This is a genomic window from Sphingomonas sp. (assembly GCF_051962185.1).
Lineage (GTDB): Bacteria > Pseudomonadota > Alphaproteobacteria > Sphingomonadales > Sphingomonadaceae > Sphingomonas.
In genome coordinates this window covers 1-19,255 of the sequence record NZ_JBQCCN010000156.1, presented here as the reverse complement: position 1 = coordinate 19,255, position 19,255 = coordinate 1, and the positions used below count along the sequence as shown (strand labels likewise).

The following is a 19,255-nucleotide window of genomic DNA, read 5'->3' as shown; positions in this document are numbered from 1 at the left end:
CCGGCACCGCGCCGGTCGGCCGGACGTATTTCGGGGCGAAATTGCACGCCGACAGCGCGCCGCCGGCGAGCATCAGGGCGAGGATGGGACGAACGGTCACGGATCAGGCTCCCTGCGGCGCGTCGGCGCCGGGATCGCGGTCGGTCGCGGTGTCGCGATGGCCGTGCTGGCCGAACAGGCGCAGCACCACCACGAAGAACATCGGCACGAAGAAGATGGCGAGCACCGTCGCCGACAACATGCCGCCGACCACGGCGCGACCGATGGCGTGCTGCCCGCCCGCCCCCGCGCCCGCCGCGATCGCCAGCGGGAATACGCCGAACACGAAGGCGAAGCTTGTCATCAGGATCGGCCGCAGGCGCAGCTTGGCGGCCTCGATCGCGGCCTCGAACGCGTTCAACCCGTCGCGCATCTTCTCCTCGGCGAACTCGACGATCAGGATCGCATTCTTCGCCGACACGCCGATCGTCGTGATCAGCCCGACCTGGAGATAGATGTCGTTGTTGAGCCCGGTGATCGTCGCCGCGAACAACGCGCCCAGGATGCCGAGCGGCACGACCAGCATGACCGAGATGGGCACCGACCAGCTTTCGTACAGTGCGGCGAGGCACAGGAACACGATCAGCAGCGACAGGCCGTACAATGCCGGTGCCTGCCCGCCCGACAGCCGTTCCTCATAGGACAGGCCGGTCCATTCGAGGTCGGTGCCGGGCGGCATCTTGGCGTGGATATCCTCCATCGCCTTCATCGCCGCGCCGGACGCTACGCCGGGCGCCGGCGCGCCCTGGATTTCGATCGCCGGCTGGCCGTTGTAGCGAGTCAATTGCACCGGCGCCTGCGCCCAGCTCAGCGACGAGAAGGCGGTATAGGGTGCCATCCGGCCATTGCTCGACCGCACGTAGAAATCGCCGATGTCCTCGGGCTTGAGCCGGTAGGGCTCGTCGGCCTGTATGAAGACGCGCTTGACCCGCCCGCGGTCGATGAAATCGTTGATATAGGCTCCGCCCCAAGCCGCGGAGATGGTCGAATTGACCTCGCCGAGATCGAGCCCCAGCGCGCGCGCCTTGTCCTGGTCGATGTCGACCTTGAGCTGCGGCGCGTCCTCCAGCGAATTGGGGCGCACGCCGACCACGCGTTTGTCCTGCGATGCCATGCCGAGCATCATGTTGCGCGCCTGGACCAAAGCGTCATGCCCGATCGAGCCGGTATCGACGAGTTGCAGGTCGAACCCGGTCGCATTGCCGAGCTCCGACACCGCCGGCGGCACGATCGCCAGCACGAGCCCGTCGGTATAATGCGCGAAGGCGCCGAACGAGCGGGCGGCGATCGCCATGGCGGTGTTCTGCCCGCCCTTGCGTTCCGACCAGTCCTTCAGATTGACGAAGGCGATGCCGCTATTCTGTCCGGCGCCGGCGAAGCTGAAGCCGTTGACGGTAAAGACGCCGCGGACATTGGCCTTCTCGTCCTCCAGGAAATGGTGGCGGATCAGGTCGAGGCCCTTGGCGGTGCGGCTGGCGGTCGCGCCCGACGGTCCCTGGACGATCGCCACGACATAGCCCTGGTCCTCGTCGGGCAGGAAGCCGGTCGGCAGCCGCCAGAACATCAGGCCCATCGCGATCACCACGATCGCATAGACCAGCAGCGAGCGCTTCCAGTTGCGCGCGGTCGAGCGCACGCCTTTCTCATAGCGCGCCCGGCCGCGATCGAACTTGTCGTTGAACCAGCGGAAGAAACGCGCCAGCGGCCCGTCGCCTTCGTGCTTGGCCGGATCGTGCGGCCTGAGGATGGTCGCGCACAGCGCCGGGGTCAGGATCAAGGCGACCATCACCGACAGCACCATCGCCGACACGATGGTCAGCGAGAATTGGCGATAGATCACGCCAGTCGAGCCGCCGAAGAACGCCATCGGCAGGAACACCGCCGACAGCACCAGGCCGATCCCGACCAGCGCGCTGCTGATCTCGTCCATCGATTGGCGCGCGGCGTCCTTGGGGCTCAGCCCCTCGGTCGTGATCAGGCGCTCGACATTCTCGACCACGACGATCGCATCGTCGACCAACAGGCCGATCGCCAGCACCATGCCGAACAGGGTCAGCGTGTTGATGCTGAACCCGGCCAAGGCCATCACCGCGAAGGTGCCGAGCAGCACCACCGGAACCGCGATCGTCGGGATCAGGGTCGCGCGCCAATTCTGCAGGAACAGGAACATCACCAGGAAGACGAGCACCACCGCCTCGATCAGGGTGACGACGACATGCTCGACCGACAGCCGCACGAACGGCGTGGTGTCGTAAGGGTAGACGACCTTGACGTCGGACGGGAATTGCCTGGCGACCTCGTCGACCTTGGCCTTGACCGCGGTGACCGTGGTCAATGCGTTGGCGCCCGGCGCCAGCTTGATCGCGATGCCCGAGGCGGGCTTGCCGTTATATTCCGAAGTGAAGCCGTAATTCTCCGCGCCCAGCTCGACCCGGGCGACGTCGCCCAGCCGCACCACCGAGCCGTCGGTGTTGCTCTTCAGCCGGATCTGCTTGAACTGCTCGGGCGTGGTCAGCCGCGACTGGACCGAGACGGTCGCGTTGAGCATCTGCTCCTTGGGCGCGGGCAAGCCGCCGATCTGGCCGGCCGAGACCTGGGCGTTCTGCGCGCGAACCGCGGTCATGACGTCGGTCATGGTCAGCGCGAAAATGTTGAGCTTGAGCGGGTCGACCCAGATGCGCATCGCATATTGCGCGCCGAACACCTGGATGTCGCCGACACCGTTCACCCGGCTGAGCGGGTCCTGCAGCTTCGACACGGTGTAATCGGCGAGGTCGACGCCGTCATGCGCCCCGTTCTCCGAATAGAGGCCGACGATCAGCAGGAAATTCTGCGTCGCCTTGGCGACCTGGATGCCCTGTTGCTGGACTTCCTGCGGCAAGAGCGGGGTCGCCGCCTGCAATTTGTTCTGGACCTGAACCTGGGCGATGTCGGGGTCGGTGCCCTGCTCGAAAGTCAGCGTGATCGTGACCATGCCGGCCGAGGACGAGGAGGACGAGAAGTAGCGAAGGTGGTCGATCCCCTTCATCTGCTGCTCGATGATCTGCGTCGTCGTATTCTCGAGCGTCTGGGCGTCGGCACCCGGATAGGTCGCGGTGATCGAGACCGCGGGCGGCGCGATCGCCGGGAATTGCGCGACCGGCAGCGAGCGGATCGCGATCGCGCCCGCCAGCATCAGGACGATCGCGATCACCCAGGCGAAGATCGGCCTGTCGATGAAGAAGCGCGACATCGGCGGTTACTTCTTTGCCGGCGCCTGGCCCGGCTGCTGAGGCGCGGCGGGCTTGGCGTTGGGGTTCCAGGGTTGCGGCGTGACCGGCATGCCGGGGCGCAGCATCATCGCGCCCTCGACGATCACCTTGTCGCCGGGCTTGAGCCCGCTGGTGACCAGCCAGGAATCGCCGACGGTGCGGTCGGTCTTGATCACGCGCGGCTCGATCTTGTTGCCCTGGCCGACCACCAGCACGGTGGCATTGCCGCGTTCGTCGCGGCCGACCGCGCGCTGCGGCACCAGCATGCCCTGACGCTGCGTGCCCTGCGCCAGCTCGGCGCGGACATACATGCCGGGCTGCAACAGGCCGGCGGGATTGGGGAATTGCGCGCGGATCGTCTGCGACCCGGTGCTGGGATCGACCGTCACGTCGGCGAAGCGCAACGTGCCTTCTGGACCATAGGTAGAGCCATCCTCGAGCTTGAGCCGCACTTGCGTCCTGCCGTCGCTCGCGACCTGGCCCGACAGGATCTGCTGCCGAAGCTTGAGCAGGTCGGCGCTCGATTGCTGGATGTCGACATAGATCGGATCGAGCCGTGAGATGGTGGTCAGCGCATCGGCCTGCGCGGCGGTGACCAGGGCGCCGGTGGTGTAGATCGACCGCCCGATCCGGCCGCTGATCGGCGCGCGGATCGTGGTGCGGCCGAGATCGATCGTCGCCGAACGCAATGCCGCCTGCTGCGCCGCGACATCGGCGCGAGCCTGCGCGGCGCTGGTCAGCGCAGTCTCGTAATCCTGGCGCGAAATGGCGTTGATCTTGACCAATTCTCCATAGCGCCGCGCCAGCGCCGCGCTCGACGCGATCGCCGCCTGCGCCTTGGCCAGCGCCGCGCGGGCGTTGGCGACCTGCGCCTGATAAGGGGCGGGATCGATCCGGTAGAGCGGCTGGCCCTTGGCGACCATGTCGCCTTCCTGGAACAGGCGCGCGACGATCAGCCCGTTGACCTGTGGCCGGACGTCGGACGTCTCATAGGCGGTGGTGCGACCCGGTAGCTCGGTCGTCAGCGTCACCGGCTGTTCATTGACGATCACATATCCGACCGGCGGCGGGCCACCCTGCCCCGGCGGCTGCTGCCCGCCTTGCCCGCAAGCGGCAAGCGACAGGAGCGCGATCGCGGGGAGCGCGTTACGGAATGGTGACATGCGAGTCTCACGATATTATGTTATGTGTGAGTGATCGTTCACTCACGAATGCTGCTACTGCGAACGACTGATGCAAGTCAAGGCGAGGATTGAAGAATGTCGACGATGCTAGACTGTTGGGGCTTGCCGCCCACCGTCCAGGCCGGGCGGGCGGCGGAGCGTCGGCAGCGCATCCTGGACACGGCGCGCCGTCTGTTCATCCAGAACGGGTTTCACGGCACCGGCGTCGCGCAGATCGCCGTCGCCTCTGGCATCAAGGTTGGCCAGATCTATCGCGATTTCTCGTCCAAGGAGGACATCATCGCCGCGATCGCCTTCGGCGACCTCTCGCAATTCCTCGACGAGGCGACGCTGCAGCGCGCGATCGAGCAAGGCGACATGGACGCGGTCCATCAGTGGATCCTGGCGTTCGTAACCTATGACGAGGATATCGACGGCTATCGGCTGATGCCCGAGATCATGGCCGAATCGTCGCGCAACCCGCGTATCGCGCGGCTGCAGGAACAGATCAGCACGCGCGTCCGCGATGCGCTGGCGGTCGCGCTGGAGGCCTATGCGCCCGGCGACGCGCGCACCACCGCGCGTTCCGAGCTCGCCGACCTGATCCTGACCCTGGGCGGCGGGCTGTGCCAGTCGATCGTGATGGAGGCGTTCCAGGGGCGCGATTACCAGCCGCTGTGTCGGCGGCTGCGCTCGATCGTCATCCGCGAGCTGGACACGATCCGCGATGAGGCGGCGCCGGGCCGCTGACCGCTCCCCGCCGCGATTGACCACACGATATACGATCCATATACGGTTCGTATATTCACCAATCGCAAGGATCGCCGATGGGCATCGTCAAAATCGCCGACGACCTGCACGAGGAAGCGCGCCGCGCCAGCGCCGTGATGTGCCGGTCGATCAACGCCCAGGCCGAATTCTGGATGACGATCGGCATGCTGGCCGAAGCCAATCCCACGCTATCCTACAACGACATCGTCAGGCAGCGGTTCGCCGCGGCCGAGCTGAGCGTCGCGGAGCTGGCGGCCGCCTGACATGGTCAAGACTCCGGACGAATTGGCGCTAATGCGTCTGTCGGGCAGGCTGCTGGCGTCGGTGTTCGAGATGCTCGACGGCCAGGAACTTGCCGGCATGTCGACCCTGGGGGTCAACGACCAGGTCGAGCGCTTCATTACCGAGGATCTCGCCGCCCATCCCGCGAGCAAGGGGCAATATGGCTTCAAATATGTCCTCAATTGCTCGATCAACCATGTCGTCTGTCACGGCGTACCCGATCCCGACGAGATCATCCGCGACGGCGACATCATCAACCTCGACATCACGCTGGAAAAGAACGGCTTCATCGCCGATTCGAGCAAGACCTATCTGGTCGGCGAGGTCGCACCCGCCGCGCGGCGGCTGGTGCGCGTCGCGCAGGAAGCGATGTGGCAAGGCATCGGCCAGGTCCGGCCGGGCGCGCATCTCGGCGATATCGGCTTCGCGATCGAGCGCCACGCCAAGCGCAACGGCTATTCGGTGGTGCGCGAATTCTGCGGCCACGGCATCGGCCGCGCGATGCACGAGGAACCGCAAGTGCTCAATTTCGGGCGGCCGGGAACCGGCATGAAGCTGCGCGAGGGCATGGTCTTCACCATCGAGCCGATGATCAACCAGGGCAGCCGCAAGGTCTCGACCGAGCGCGACGGCTGGACGGTGGTGACCAACGATCGCAAGCTCTCCGCGCAGTTCGAGCATACCGTGGCGGTGACGAAGACCGGGGTCGAAGTGCTGACTCTGCGCCGTGACGAGCGACCGATGCAGGCGGCTGGCTAAGGCGCGACTGCCGCCGTTCCCGGCGTTCGATGCGCCCAGACAAAAACACGCTTCCCCGGCGAAGGCCGGGGCCCAGTTTAGCTGATTTGGCGATGGCATCCCGCCGCTTCGACTCCATTGCGACTGGGCCCAGGCCTTCGCCGGGGAGGGAGACATTCAAACGCGTTGCGTCCAACGGCCGTTATCGGGCCTCCAGATCACTCGATGGAGTCGTCAGCGATAAATCGCGCTGACGTCCTGCTTGATACCATGGAGCCGGACGGCACGCCGCCCGACGCACACCGGCGCGGCGATCAGGCGCATCCAGCGGCGCGGCCCGGTCACCGGCACGATCTCCGCATCGAGCGTGAACCCGCGGCGATGCTTGATCGCATGCGCACGCAACCGTTCCATCGCGGCGCGCGACGGCTCGGCATAAAGGGCCGCAATCTCGTCGCGCTCGAGCACCGCGTCGCGCGGCAGGCCGAACAGATCGTACACGCCGGCGGTCCAGCTCAGCGCGTTGTCGCCGAGATCGCATTCCCACAGGCCAATCCTCTGCGCCGCAAGGAGTCCCGAGTCGAATTCCGGCAGGGCCAGCGCCCCGGCCGGCGCGTCGAACAGCAGCCCCAGGTCGAAACGCTGGCGCTCCTCGACCAGCGGCCAGCTATGGGTCAACGGGGAAGGGACGATCACCCTTGTCGCGCTCCGATGCGGCGGAGCCTCGATCGGTCCCGTCGTCGCCCCGTTATATGGCCGAGCAAATCTATCCAAACGGTTTCAGCATGGCGGCTCAAGGCACGGCGAAGTCACCCGAAAAAGAAATTTGCAGAACCGTGTCGATTTCGGGAAGCTCCGTTCGTCGTCCCGATGTCAGGTCGATCCGGCCGGCTCAACAAAGGAGATAGACGATGCGCGTTATGGTGTTCGTGAAAGCCACCGAGGACAGCGAAACCGGCATGGCCCCCACCCCCGAGATGATCGAGGCGTTCGAGGCGATGGACCGCTTTACCGAGGAATTGGTCAAGGCCGGCGTGTTCGTCGCCGCCGCCGGCCTCAAACCCAGTGCCGAAAGCAAGCGCATCGCCTTGGACGGCGCCAGCCGCACCGTGATCGACGGTCCGTTCGCCGAGGCTCGCGAGCTGGTCGCCGGCTTCTCGATCTGGGAAGTCAAGGACATGGACGAGGCGGTGGCCTGGGCGAAGCGTTGCCCCAACCCGATGTCGGGGCCGAGCGAGATTGAGATCCGGCCGTTCTTCGAGGTCGCCGACCTGGCCGATTTCGTGACTCCCGAGGAACTCGCCAACCCGCGCACCGGGGAACGCGGCAAGCTCGGCGTCGCCTGACGCACCGGCCGGCGCCGGCCGGCGCCGGCGTGTCTCGCCCGCGATCCTGGCCGACAAGGCCGCATGAGCGCAGGCGAGACGCACCGCACGATCGAGGCGACCTTTCGCATCGAGCGGGCCAGGCTCGTCGCGGGCCTGGCCCGATTGGTGCGCGACATCGACCGCGCGGAGGAACTCGCGCAGGACGCGCTGGTGGTCGCGCTGGCCGAATGGCCGAGGACCGGCATCCCGGCCAATCCCGGCGCCTGGCTGATGACCACCGCCAAGCGCCGCGGCATCGACGCCATCCGTCGCGACAAGATGCGCGACCGCAAGCATGGCGAGATCGCGCAGGACCTGGACGGCGCGGTCGACGATTCGCACGACGCGATCGAAGCGCGCCTCGACGCGGACGATCCCGGCGACGAACTGCTCGGCCTGATCTTCACCGCTTGTCACCCCGTGCTGTCGGCCGAGGCGCGCGTCGCGCTGACGCTGCGCGTCATCGGCGGGCTGACCACCGACGAGATCGCGCGGGCCTTCCTGTCGAACGAGGCGACGATCGCGCAGCGCATCGTCCGCGCCAAGCGCACCATCGCCAAGGCCGGCCTCACCTTCGCGGTGCCGCGCACGGCGGAGCGGACCGCGCGGCTCGCCTCGGTGCTGGAGGTGATCTACCTGATCTTCAACGAAGGCTATGCCGCGACCGCCGGTGACGATCCGATTCGACCCAGCCTGTGCCAGGAAGCACAGCGGCTGGGCCGCATCCTGGCCGGGCTGGTCCAGGACGATGCCGAAGTGTGGGGCCTGCTCGCGCTGATGGAAATCCAGGCGTCGCGCCTGCGCGCCCGGATCAGCCCCGATGGCGCGCTGATCCCGCTGACCGAGCAGAACCGTGCGCGCTGGGATGGCCTGCTGATCCAGCGAGGGCTGGAGGCACTGGCCCGCGCCGAGGCGCTGAACGCCGAGCAAAGGAAGGATGCCGGCCCCTATGCACTCCAGGCCGCCCTGGCCGCCTGCCATGCCCGCGCGCCGACGGCCGAGGACACCGACTGGGCGCGCATCGCCGGCCTGTACGACCAGCTACGCGTGGTGATGCCGTCCCCGGTCGTCGACCTCAACCGCGCGATCGCCCACAGCATGGCGTTCGGGCCGGATACGGGATTGCGCCTGCTCGACGCGATCGCCGGCGCGGAAGCGCTGCGCAATTATGCGCCGTGGCCGGCAGCGAGAGGTGACTTCCTGTTTCGCACCGGCCGCTTAGCGGAGGCCCGCCGTGAGTTCGAGGCTGCCGCGAACCTCACTCGAAACGCGCGCGAGGCGGCGTTTCTCATGGCGCGGGCGGGTGCTTGCGGGGACTAGCGGCTGGTTCGGCCCCAGTCGTCCGCTACAGCTCGCCCTCCAGATTGTTTCAACAACTCCGAGCGATAGACCGATCGGTCACCGCGAAAGCCTACAACAGCCAGGAAAAGGCGCGGCGGAGGAAGGCTTCGCCGTCCCCGCGGACGATCTCGCCATGCGCGACGACGACCCGTTCGGGATGAGCATCGATCAGGGCGCGAATCTTGGGTCGCGCCGTATCTCGGTGGCGAAAACTTGTCCGGTAATCGAACGGAGGATGGCCCCAGCCCTCGGTCATCTTCGATATCCTGGCGATCGGCCGCAACCACCATGGCCAGTGCCGCACGAGAAATGCCTCGCTGAACGTTTGCGACAGGTCGGCGATGATCGCGGTTCGCGAGGTGCGATGATAGAAGATCAGCTCGTCCATGAACGCAGAGTTCGTGAAATAGAATTGATCGATCTGCCCCAGCCAAGGCGCGGGAGGCTCATCGGCCAAGGCGCCGTGGAAATTCAGCTTCTTGCATTTAGCGATCGTGGAGGCGGTCCCCCACAAGAGTGCCTCCGGAAATGCAGCCTGCCAGGCGCTCAGGAATAAATAGTGGAGCTTGTTGGGACTGACGATGTGCCGCACCGTGCCCAGCGCGCTCACCTGATCCGCGAGTTCCGAGGTGAGTTCGACCGGGGACCACAACCACAGCCCGCCATCGTCAAGACGGATCACCGCCATTCGCGTCGGATAGTCGAATCCGAAAAAGGAGACGATGCCGCCGTCCGCCACCCACAAGTCCGGCCCCAGCGATTCCAGCATGCCACGCTTTCCTTGCCGCAAAATATCGAGCGGCGCTCGCGCGACGGAGAAAGCATGCGCGACCAGCACTCAACCGCCGTTTTCGAACTACGCCAAGCGGTCGACAAGAGCGATTTCGCTGAATTTGCTATCCAGGCCTTCCAATTGCGCGCCCTCCTTCGCCCCGCTAAGCCCCGCGCCATGTCCGTTGCCGCCCCGCTCACGCTCTACAACAGCCTGTCTCGCTCGCTCGAACGGTTCGAGCCGATCTATCCGGCCAATGTGCGCGTCTATTCGTGCGGGCCGACGGTCTATAATTACGCGCATATCGGCAATCTGCGCGCCTATGTCTTCACCGACACGCTGAGCCGGGTGCTGACGTGGAAAGCCAAAGAAAATGGATGGGGCCCGCTCACCCATGTCATCAACATCACCGATGTCGGCCACCTGACCTCCGACGCCGATGCCGGCGACGACAAGATGGAGGCCGCCGCGCGCGCCTCGGCCAAGAGTATATGGGACATCGCCGCGCACTACACCGCGGCGTTCAAGCAGAATCTCAAGGACCTCAACATCCGCGAGCCGTCGCGCTGGTCGGTCGCCACCGATCACATCCAAGAGATGATCGCGTTCGGCGAGAAGATCGCCGCCAAGCATTGTTATCAGCTCGATAGCGGCCTCTATTTCGACGTCTCGACCGTGCCAGACTACGGGCGGCTGGCGGGCGCGCAGGACGATGTCCGCGAAGGCCGGATCGACGCGGTCGAGGGCAAGCGCCATCCGCAGGACTTCGCGATCTGGCGCGCGTCGGCGCCGGGCGAGAACCGCCAGATGGAATGGGATTCGCCCTGGGGCCGCGGCGCGCCGGGCTGGCATCTCGAATGCTCGGTGATGAGCGAGAAATATCTCGGCTCGCCGTTCGACATCCACACCGGCGGCATCGACCATCGCGAGATCCACCATCCCAACGAGATCGCGCAGAACCAGGCATTCTGCGATTGCTCCGACACCGGTGCTCGCTGGTGGATGCACAACAATTTCCTGGTCGAGCGGGCCGGCAAGATGTCCAAGTCGTCGGGCGATTTCCGGACGTTGCAGCGGCTGATCGACGCCGGCGTGCATCCGCTCGCCTATCGCCTGATGTGCCTGTCGGCGCATTACCGGTCGGAACTCGAGTTCAGCGAGGAAAGCCTGGCCGCCGCGCTGACCCGATTGAAACGGCTGGCGATCACCGTCAGCCAGCTCCGCGATCGCCCGCCCGCGCCCTCGGCCGGATCGGCGCTGGCCTATCGCGAGCGGCTCGACGAAGCGGTGTCGGACGATCTCAACACGCCCAAAGCGCTGCCGGTGCTCGACGAACTGCTCGCGGACAAGAGGATCGCGCCCACCGATCGCCTCGCCGCGCTGGCGGACTTCGACGCGGTGCTCGGGCTCGGGCTCGCCGATCTCAAGCGCGAGGACCTGCGCGTCCGGCCCAAGAACGCGACGCTGGACGAGGCCGATATCGCCGCCCGGCTGGCCGAGCGCCGCGAGGCCCGCGCGGCCAAGGACTTCGCGCTCTCCGATGCGATCCGCGACGAGCTTGCCGCGCAAGGGGTCGAGGTGATGGACGGCGACCCGCTCGGCTGGGACTGGCGATCGACACTCGCTTGAACCCGCGCGTCAGGCGGCTAAGCTCTGCTCAGAACACAGATTCGGGGGACGTAGGATGCGCGGACGCGTATTGGGGTGGGACAACACGATCAGCCAAGGGCAGATTTCGGGCGACGACGGGCAGCGTTACACGTTCGCGCGCCCCGATTGGCGCGAGAGCCAATGGCCGACGCGCGGCCAGTTGGTCGATTTCGAGATCGACCAGGGCAATGCCAACAACATCTACCTGCTGCAGGGCGCCAATCTGATGCCGGGCGGCGCACCCGTCCACAAGGACAAGGTCGCCGCGGCCCTGCTGGCGTTCTTCCTCGGCTGTTTCGGCGCGCACAAATTCTATCTCAACAAGACCGGCGCGGCGGTCACCATGCTGCTGTGCGGGACGATCGGCTGGATCCTGTTCCTGCCCGGACTGACGATCGCGATCATCGCGTTCATCGAGTTCATCATCTACCTCGTGACCGACGACGCCGAATTCCAGCGCAAATACGTCTACGGCAACCAGTCCTGGTTCTGAGGTCATGAAGGCCGTCCTGCCCGCGCTGGCGCGACCGATGCTCGAGCCGCACTTGCCGGCCGGGCTGGAGGTCGCATGGTTCGCCTCGCCGGCCGAGGCCAATGCGATGATCGTCGATGCCGACATCGCCTGGGTCGACATGCAGCCGACCAGCCTGGTCGCCGAGGCGATCCGGCATGGCGAGCGGCTGCGATGGGTGTCGACCATCTATGCCGGGCTCGACGCCTTTCCGCTCGACCTGATGCGCGAGCGGGGGACGATTCTGACCAATGGCGTTGGCATCAACGCGCTGGCGGTTGCCGAATATGCCGTGCTCGGCATCCTCGCCGCCGCCAAGCGCTTCGACGAAGTGGTCCGCGCGCACGACCGCCACGACTGGCCCAAGGATGCGCCGGGCAAGGTCGAATTGTTCGAGACCAGGGCGCTGGTCGTCGGCATGGGCGCGATCGGCACATTGATCGCCGAGCGGCTGGCGGCGTTCGGCGTCGTGGTGACCGGCGTCACCCGCTCGGGCCGCGACGGCACGCTCAAGCCCGACCAATGGCAGGCGCGGCTCGGCGAGTTCGACTGGGTGGTGCTCGCCGCGCCCTCGACCGACGAGACCAAGACGATGGTCGGCGCCGCCGAACTCGCCGCGATGAAACCCTCGGCCTGGCTGATCAACATCGCGCGCGGCGACATGATCGACGAGGCGGCGCTGCTCGACGCGCTCAACGGCCGGACCATCGCCGGCGCTTTCCTCGACCCGACCCATCCCGAGCCGTTGCCGGCCGATCACCCCTTATGGTCGGCGCCCAATTGCATGATCACCATGCATCTCTCGGGCCGCAGCCAGACCAAGATGTTCCCGCGCGCCGCCGCCTTGTTCCTGCGTAATCTGGAGGCGTTCGTGAACGGCCGGCCGCTGGAGAATGTGGTGGATCTGGTGCTGGGGTATTGAAGTAAATTTCCCTCTCTCCTTGTGGGAGAAGGAGAATTGGCCGGCGCTCGGCAGTCTGACAGACCCTCACCCTTCCGGCGCTTCGCGCCTCCCTCTCTCTCCCGCATACGGGAGAGGGAAGGGGCCCGCCGCCGCAAGGCGGTGGGAAGGGTGAGGGTCTGTCTTTTTATTCAGATCGTCAGCCGCACGCCTTCTTCAGCGCCGCCACCACCCGATCCTGATCGGCGTCGCTCATCCCCGGATAGAGCGGCAGCGCGATCGTGCGATCCTGCGCCGCTTCCGACACCGGCAGCGGAAACGGCAGCGGCAGGTCGGCATAAGCCTTTTCGCGATGCGCGCACATGATCCCGCGCCGCGCCGAAATCCCGTCGTCGAGCAGCGATTGCAGCACCGCACGCTGGTCGCAGCGATCGGGCAGGCGCACCGCATAGGTCTGCCAGTTGGTCCGCGCCCAATTGGGCTCGCGCGGCGTGCCCAGCCCATCGATCGCCGCCAGCGCCGCGTCGTAGCGCGCCGCCAGCCGGCGCCGCTCTTCGATCAGCCCGGGCAGGCGCTTCAATTGCTCGATCCCGACCGCCGCCTGGATATCGGTCATCCGGTAATTGTAGCCGACCTCGTCATAGGTCTCGAAGATCACCTGCGCCGAATTGTGGCGCACCGCGTCGGTCACGCTCATGCCGTGCTGACGCAGCAGGCGGAACTTGGCGTCGAGCGCGGGGTCGCGCGTCGTCAGCATGCCGCCGTCGCCGGTGGTGATGACCTTGCGCGGATGGAAGGAGAAGCAAGCGATGTCGCCATGCGGACGGCCGACCTGTTCGAGCGGGCCGCCATCGACCGACAGCATCGATCCGATCGCGCAGGCGGCATCCTCGATCACCGGGAGGTCATGCTCGCGCGCGACGTGGAGGATCTCGCCCATGTCGCACGGCATGCCGATCTGATGGACGCACAGGATCGCACGGGTGCGGTCGGTGACCGCGGCGGCGATCAGCCGCGGGTCCATATTGTAGGTCACCGGGTCGACATCGACGAACACCGGGGTCGCGTCGCAATAGCGCACGACATTGGCGGTCGCGATGAACGAGTGGCTGACCGTGATGACCTCGTCGCCTTGCCCGACGCCGAGCGCGAGCAAGGCGACGTGCAGCGCGGTGGTCGCGCTCGACACCGCGCAGGCATGCGGCGCGCCGACATAATCTGCAAACGCCGCCTCGAACGCGACGACGCGCGGGCCCTGCGTGACCCAGCCCGACAGCACCGCCTCTGCAGCGGCATCGGCCTCCTCGCGGCCGAGCATCGGCTTGGCGACGGGAATGGTCGACATCAGGCAGCGATCCAGTTCTGCTCGCGCTCGTGCTCGAGGAGGCTCTCCGGCGTGACGCCGAGCGTGCGGTACCAGTCGATCAGATGCTGGAGGCCCTGGTCGAGCGACACGCTCGACTGATAGCCGAGCAGGTCGCGCCCGCGCGTCGGGTCCGAATAGAGCCGCAGCACGTCGCCCGGTCGCGGGTCGCGCCATTCGATCGCGGCCTTGCCGTCGGCGACCAGCTTCGACACCGTCTCGGCCAGGTCGTTGACCGTGATCTCGTGCCCCGAGCCGATATTGATCGTCTGGCCGACCGCCTTGTCGCTGGTGCCGCCGAGCAGGATGCCGCGCGCGGTGTCGCCGACATAAGTGAAGTCGCGGGTCTGCGTACCGTCGCCGAACACGAGCAGCGGCTTGCCCGCCATCGCGCGCAGCACGAATTTGGGAATGACCTCGCCCGAATCGCCTTCGTGGTGGCTGCGCGGGCCGAACGCGTTGAACGGCCGGATCACCACGGCGGGGTAATCGTAGCTCTCCCAATAAGCGCGCGCATAGCATTCGCCCGCTAGTTTGCCGCCGCCATAGACGGTCATCGGATAGGTCGGATGCTCCTCGGTCATCGGCGCCCAGCGCGCGGTGCCGTAGACTTCCGAGCTCGACACATAGACGAAGCGCGGCACGCCGAGGTCACGCGCGGCGGCGAGCAGATCGAGCGTCGCGGTCGCGTTGACGTCGTGATTCTCGCGCGGCGAATGAAGCGAATGGCGCACGCCGAGACAGGCGAGGTGATAGACGATGTCGGCACCCTGCATCAGCCCGCGCATCGTCTCGACGTCACGGATATCGACGCGCTGGAAGTCGAGATCGCCGGCGATATCGGCCAGATTCTCGCTTTTGCCGTTTACCAGGTTGTCGACGACCGTGACCCGCGCGCCCGCCGCCACCGCCTGGCGCGACAGCTCCGAGCCGATGAAGCCGGCGCCGCCGGTGACGAGGATATTCTTGTTGGAAAGGGTCATTGATCGGTCTCTACAGGTTGTGACTGGTCGACGGCATCCTCGATCAGGAACAGCGGTTGCCGCTGCGCGCTCTCCTTGGTCCGCCAGAGATATTCACCGATGATGCCGAGCATCAGCATCTGCATGCCGCCGAGCACCAGCGTGATGATCATCAGCGAGGCCCAGCCCTCGATCTTGACCACGCGGAACACCCGGAGCGTGAGCAGCGTGATCGCGTAGAGGAAGCCGATGATGCTGGTCGCCACGCCGACATAGCTCATCGCGCGCAGCGGAAAATAGCTCGACGCGACGACCGCGTCGGCGAAGGCGAACACCTTGCGCCGCACGCTCCATTTCGACTTGCCGTGGCGCCGCGGCGGCTTGTCGAACTCCAGCGTCGCGACATTGTAGCCGAGCTTGGGGATCTCCACGATCAGGCTGGGATTCGCGCCGCAGCCGGCGACGAGGTTGCGATAGGCGCGCTTGCTCAGCATCGCAAAACTGGCGCGATAGGGGATCTGCTCGTGTTGCGAGATGCGGCGCATGATTTCGTGGAAGGTGCGCGAAGCGGCTTCTTCGGCCCAGGACTGGCGGCCCGACGTGCGCCAGGTCGCCCAGATCACGTCGTGACCCGCACCGCAGAGGTCGCGCATCTGCGGGACCAACGCTGGCGGGTCCTGCAGATCGGCGGCGATGAACGCAGCGCAATCCTCGCGGCAATAGCTGTACCCGGCGATGATCGCGACATGCGAACCTGACCTCTTCGACAGCCGCAAATAGGTGAACCATGGCGTCTTCAGGCATGCCTCGCGCAACAGCTCGGGGGTACGGTCGCTGGAATGATCGTCGACGAGCACCGCATGCAGGTCGCAGTCGCCGAGGTCCGCGCGCAATTGCGTGAGCGCGGCGAAGAGATCGGGCAACCCCGCCTCTTCGTTGTACAACGGAACGACGATCGCGACCGATCGCGGCATGGTCATGCGGCGACCTTTTTATCGACCAGCCCGTGCTGCCAGACGCGGTCCGGTCCGGCGAAGGTCGATACGATCATCGGCGCCCCTTCGACGCCGCGCGCGAAGTCGTCGAACGCCGCATTCTGCTCGACATTGTCGGCAGCGACCCAGCCGCCCGGCTTCAGGAATGCCCAGGCCAGCGCCATTTCGAACATCATGTGCGAATAGCAATGGTCGCTGTCGTGCAGGAAGACGTCGATCTCGCCTTTCTCCTCGAGCAGGCGCGGTAATTCGAATTCGGCCTGGCCGAGCCGCAGATCGTGGCGGGTGCGCAACGTGTCGGGGATCAGCCAGCCCGGCTTCTTCTGCGCCGGCAACGCATTGGTGCCCTGGTCGAGGATGCGCTGATCGAGCGGCGGAAGGTCGATCGAGACCAACTCGCCGCCGCCATTATGCTCCATGCCGAGCAAGATGAAGGCGCTGCTCATGCCATTGTGCACACCGGTTTCGACGAACACGCGCGGCTTCACCGCCCGCGTCAGGAGATAGAGCATGACGCGATAGACGCGCATTTCCGCGACGTCGCTGAACTGCTTGCCGTTGAACTCGGGCACGTCGCGGATCGCGTCGTTGATCGCGGCGAGGAACACATGATCGCCGCGCAGATCGGCGAGATAGCCGTTGAGCGTCGCCGCGTCCGTTCCCCAGCGCTCGGCAAAGGAAGCGACATAATCCTCGATCGCGCATTCACCCTGCGTATTCGCCATTCGCTCCACCCTTTACTGGCCGCTCCTGCGGCACCTCTGAAATATCGTTCGCCCATGCCGCGAGCGGCGCCGGGCATCAACGGCGCCGCGACAGAATCCCGATCGCGCCTTGTCCCCAATCGAGCGCCTGCAATTCCTCCTGCACCGCGGCAACGTCATAGGCAACGCGGCGCGGTTCGACCTTGCACGAGGGCAAGGTCAGCAAGGCATAAGCGGCATCCGGATTCCAGTCGCGCGGCTGGCCGACCGAGCCGGGGTTGATCAGCAGACCGTCACCCGCAACGACAGCCATCGGATGATGGGTGTGGCCGAGGACGAGCACCTGGTTGGCGCCGAGCGCCACCTCGCCCAGCCGGTCGCTGTCGGGGTAGAGATAGGTTTCCTCGTCCCACGGGCTGGCGTGGCGGACGATGACGTCGACGCCGTCGGCTGCGAAATGGAGTTCGGCCGGAAGCGAGGCGAGCCACGCGAGATTTTCCGGCGTCAGCCGTTCGCGGGTCCAATCGGTCGCATAAGCAGCACGGCGCTCGGCATTGGGCTCGGCCTGGCCGGTGACGTAATTGTCGTGGTTGCCGCGCACGCAGCGCGCGCCGATCGCGCGCAACCGCTCGCATACCTCGTTGGGGTGCGCGTAATAACCGACCGCATCGCCGGCGAAGAGAATCGCGTCGACCAGTGGCAGGTCGGCTAGCACTGCATCGAGCGCGGCCAGATTGGCGTGGATGTCGGAGAGAAGCGCGATCTTCATGCGCCGCGTTCCGAAGCGATATAATCAGCGAGCCCATCTGCCAGAGCGACGCGCGGCGCGTAGCCTAACTCCCTTCGGGCATGGTCGATCGAAATGTCCCAGCGCACGCCGTCCTGTGGATCGGGCCGGCCCGAAGACGCGGCCGAAACGCCAGTCTGCGCGGCGATCGTTTCCGCGAGTGCGCGCATCGTGGTCGGCTTGCCGCTCGCCAGGTTATAGAGCGCGCCGGGCGACGGCGTCGCCGCAGCGGCAAGGCAGCCGGCGACGACATCGTCGACATGGACGAAATCCTGCGCACGCGATCCTTCGCCGTGCCAGGTCAACGGCTCGCCTTTCAGCGCGCGGCCGACGAAGAACGGCAGCACCGTCCCCTTGGCCATGCCCGGTCCATAAGGAGAGGTCAGCCGCAGCGACACCACCGACCGGCCTCGCTGATGCGCCGCGATGCACGCGCGTTCCGCCGTCAGCTTGCTCGCCGAATAGGGATTGTTGGGCGTGGTCGGATGACCCTCGCCGACCGGCGTCGACAGCGGCTCGCCGATCACTGAGATGCTCGACATATAGACGAACCGGCTCACGCCCGCCCGCTCGGCCGCGTCGAGCAGCCGTTCGGTCGCAGCGACATTGCAGGCCCGGAAATCGGCATCGCTCGCCTCCGCCGACGGCAAGCGCGCGGCGAGATGGAAAAGCACGTCGTATCCGCGGTCGATCCTCAGTCCCGCCGGATTCTCGAGATCGGCGGCAATCGCCTCGACCGCAGGATCGAGCCGCGCCGGATCGCGCACCATCGCGGCCACATCCCAGCCCTCGGCCAGCAATCGCGCCGTCAGCGCCCGCCCGACGAACCCGGTCGCGCCGGTGACGAGCGCGCGCGGCATCGCTCAGGCACCGCGCAGCGTGTTGAGCTCGGCGACCGGCACCAGGATCGACTGGAAAGCGCGGATCGCCGCCACGTCCATCCGATAATCCTGCCGCCCGATCTTCTCGCCGCGCACCTGGTCGGCGATCACCATGTCGGGCTCGTTGAAGCCGGCCTGGGCGCGGATCGAGCTGGTGCCCGAAAAGCGCGGATGCACCTCGAACACCTTGATCGAGCCGTCGTCATGCTTGCGGAGCTGGATGTTGACCGGGCCGGTCAGCTTCATCCTCACCGCCAGGGCCTCGCAGAAACGCCGCACCTCGGGATCGTCGACGATGATCCCCTGCGAATAGCCGGTCGACAGCGTATAGCGCCGCCCGTCGATGGTCCGCCCCGGCCCGAGCGACAGGCCGGTCAGCACGCGATGCAGCACGATCGAATCGATCGCCTCGCCCGCCGCCGAGACGACCACGCCGACGGTATATTCGCTGGTCGCGTCGCCGACATATTCCTGAAAGACGATGTCCGAGCGCGGCCCCGGGAAGGTCTCGATATAGCGCTCGATCTCCGCCGGATCGGCGAGGATCGCGACGTCGCGCGAGCCGCCGCTGAGCCCGGCGGGCTTGCCGACCAGCGGAAAGCCGACGCGCGCGGCGAGGTCCCGCCAATCGTCGACGCCGGCCGAGACCGGCACCCCGATCCCTTCCTCGGCCAGCCAGCGGTAGAGTGCGCCTTTGTCGTTGCAGAGCTTGATACCCTCGGGCGGCGACGCGACGAGGTGGCAGCCGAGCGCCGCCAGGTCGTCGCGCATGCCGGT

The 19,255-nt window shown here is 66.4% G+C and carries 19 protein-coding genes; 8 read left to right on the top strand and 11 right to left on the bottom strand.

Translation table 11 applies throughout. The features are described from left to right. Positions 1-103: 103 nt before the first annotated feature. Together ACTHJR_RS09760 and ACTHJR_RS09755 are read right to left on the bottom strand one after the other, a co-directional pair. Positions 104-3,271, bottom strand: coding sequence for an efflux RND transporter permease subunit (locus ACTHJR_RS09760; protein WP_440522963.1), 3,168 nt, complete (start codon positions 3,269-3,271; stop codon positions 104-106). A 6-nt stretch (positions 3,272-3,277) separates the two neighbouring features. Continuing rightward, positions 3,278-4,453, bottom strand: coding sequence for an efflux RND transporter periplasmic adaptor subunit (locus ACTHJR_RS09755; RefSeq protein ID WP_440522962.1), 1,176 nt, complete (start codon positions 4,451-4,453; stop codon positions 3,278-3,280). Positions 4,454-4,549: 96 nt separating this feature from the next. Here ACTHJR_RS09755 and ACTHJR_RS09750 point away from each other — a divergent pair, with 96 nt between their 5' ends. From ACTHJR_RS09750 to map, 3 genes are all read left to right on the top strand, one after another. After that, complete coding sequence (locus ACTHJR_RS09750) at positions 4,550-5,203, top strand: TetR/AcrR family transcriptional regulator (protein ID WP_440522960.1); 654 nt, start codon at positions 4,550-4,552, stop codon at positions 5,201-5,203. A gap of 77 nt (positions 5,204-5,280) precedes the next feature. After that, complete coding sequence (locus ACTHJR_RS09745; RefSeq protein WP_440522959.1) at positions 5,281-5,487, top strand: ParD-like family protein; 207 nt, start codon at positions 5,281-5,283, stop codon at positions 5,485-5,487. Between the two features lies 1 nt (position 5,488). Beyond that, positions 5,489-6,265: a type I methionyl aminopeptidase gene (gene map, locus ACTHJR_RS09740; RefSeq protein WP_440522958.1), complete on the top strand. Its 777-nt coding sequence runs from the start codon at positions 5,489-5,491 to the stop codon at positions 6,263-6,265. 213 nt (positions 6,266-6,478) lie between these two features. Here map and ACTHJR_RS09735 read toward each other — a convergent pair whose 3' ends face one another. Further along, on the bottom strand, positions 6,479-6,922 hold the full coding sequence (locus tag ACTHJR_RS09735) for a hypothetical protein (RefSeq protein ID WP_440522957.1): 444 nt from the start codon (positions 6,920-6,922) through the stop codon (positions 6,479-6,481). Between the two features lie 233 nt (positions 6,923-7,155). Here ACTHJR_RS09735 and ACTHJR_RS09730 point away from each other — a divergent pair, with 233 nt between their 5' ends. Both ACTHJR_RS09730 and ACTHJR_RS09725 read left to right on the top strand, forming a co-directional pair. Further along, entirely contained in the window at positions 7,156-7,590 is a 435-nt protein-coding gene (locus ACTHJR_RS09730; RefSeq protein ID WP_440522956.1) for a YciI family protein, read from the top strand. Positions 7,591-7,653: 63 nt separating this feature from the next. Further along, a complete protein-coding gene (locus ACTHJR_RS09725; protein WP_440522954.1) occupies positions 7,654-8,931 on the top strand; it encodes an RNA polymerase sigma factor in 1,278 nt (425 codons plus the stop codon). Between the two features lie 91 nt (positions 8,932-9,022). Here ACTHJR_RS09725 and ACTHJR_RS09720 read toward each other — a convergent pair whose 3' ends face one another. After that, complete coding sequence (locus ACTHJR_RS09720) at positions 9,023-9,721, bottom strand: DUF4336 domain-containing protein (protein ID WP_440522953.1); 699 nt, start codon at positions 9,719-9,721, stop codon at positions 9,023-9,025. Between the two features lie 180 nt (positions 9,722-9,901). Between ACTHJR_RS09720 and cysS the strand changes: the two genes are divergently transcribed. From cysS to ACTHJR_RS09705, 3 genes are read left to right on the top strand one after another with little or no spacing between them, the layout of a single operon-like run. After that, the gene (gene cysS / locus ACTHJR_RS09715; RefSeq protein WP_440522952.1) at positions 9,902-11,353 is read left to right on the top strand and encodes a cysteine--tRNA ligase; all 1,452 of its coding nucleotides are present in this window, start codon (positions 9,902-9,904) and stop codon (positions 11,351-11,353) included. A 55-nt stretch (positions 11,354-11,408) separates the two neighbouring features. After that, positions 11,409-11,867: a TM2 domain-containing protein gene (locus ACTHJR_RS09710; protein ID WP_440522951.1), complete on the top strand. Its 459-nt coding sequence runs from the start codon at positions 11,409-11,411 to the stop codon at positions 11,865-11,867. Positions 11,868-11,871: 4 nt separating this feature from the next. Continuing rightward, complete coding sequence (locus ACTHJR_RS09705) at positions 11,872-12,807, top strand: D-2-hydroxyacid dehydrogenase (RefSeq protein WP_440522950.1); 936 nt, start codon at positions 11,872-11,874, stop codon at positions 12,805-12,807. A gap of 178 nt (positions 12,808-12,985) precedes the next feature. Here the strand turns inward: ACTHJR_RS09705 and ACTHJR_RS09700 are convergent, their stop codons facing one another. The 7 genes from ACTHJR_RS09700 to ACTHJR_RS09670 form a co-directional block, all read right to left on the bottom strand. Continuing rightward, complete coding sequence (locus tag ACTHJR_RS09700) at positions 12,986-14,131, bottom strand: DegT/DnrJ/EryC1/StrS family aminotransferase (protein WP_440522949.1); 1,146 nt, start codon at positions 14,129-14,131, stop codon at positions 12,986-12,988. Next, a complete protein-coding gene (locus ACTHJR_RS09695) occupies positions 14,131-15,132 on the bottom strand; it encodes an NAD-dependent epimerase/dehydratase family protein (RefSeq protein ID WP_440522948.1) in 1,002 nt (333 codons plus the stop codon). Before ACTHJR_RS09695 ends, ACTHJR_RS09700 begins: the two co-directional genes overlap by 1 nt. Then, positions 15,129-16,091, bottom strand: coding sequence for a glycosyltransferase (locus ACTHJR_RS09690; RefSeq protein ID WP_440522947.1), 963 nt, complete (start codon positions 16,089-16,091; stop codon positions 15,129-15,131). The genes ACTHJR_RS09695 and ACTHJR_RS09690 overlap by 4 nt, the downstream gene beginning before the upstream one ends. Continuing rightward, the gene (locus tag ACTHJR_RS09685; protein WP_440522946.1) at positions 16,088-16,831 is read right to left on the bottom strand and encodes a class I SAM-dependent methyltransferase; all 744 of its coding nucleotides are present in this window, start codon (positions 16,829-16,831) and stop codon (positions 16,088-16,090) included. Before ACTHJR_RS09685 ends, ACTHJR_RS09690 begins: the two co-directional genes overlap by 4 nt. 76 nt (positions 16,832-16,907) lie before the next feature. Beyond that, the gene (locus ACTHJR_RS09680; RefSeq protein ID WP_440522945.1) at positions 16,908-17,579 is read right to left on the bottom strand and encodes a metallophosphoesterase family protein; all 672 of its coding nucleotides are present in this window, start codon (positions 17,577-17,579) and stop codon (positions 16,908-16,910) included. After that, complete coding sequence (locus ACTHJR_RS09675; RefSeq protein ID WP_440522943.1) at positions 17,576-18,457, bottom strand: NAD-dependent epimerase/dehydratase family protein; 882 nt, start codon at positions 18,455-18,457, stop codon at positions 17,576-17,578. Before ACTHJR_RS09675 ends, ACTHJR_RS09680 begins: the two co-directional genes overlap by 4 nt. A gap of 3 nt (positions 18,458-18,460) precedes the next feature. After that, the coding region (locus ACTHJR_RS09670) for an ATP-grasp domain-containing protein (RefSeq protein ID WP_440522942.1) at positions 18,461-19,255 on the bottom strand (795 nt) is incomplete at its 5' end.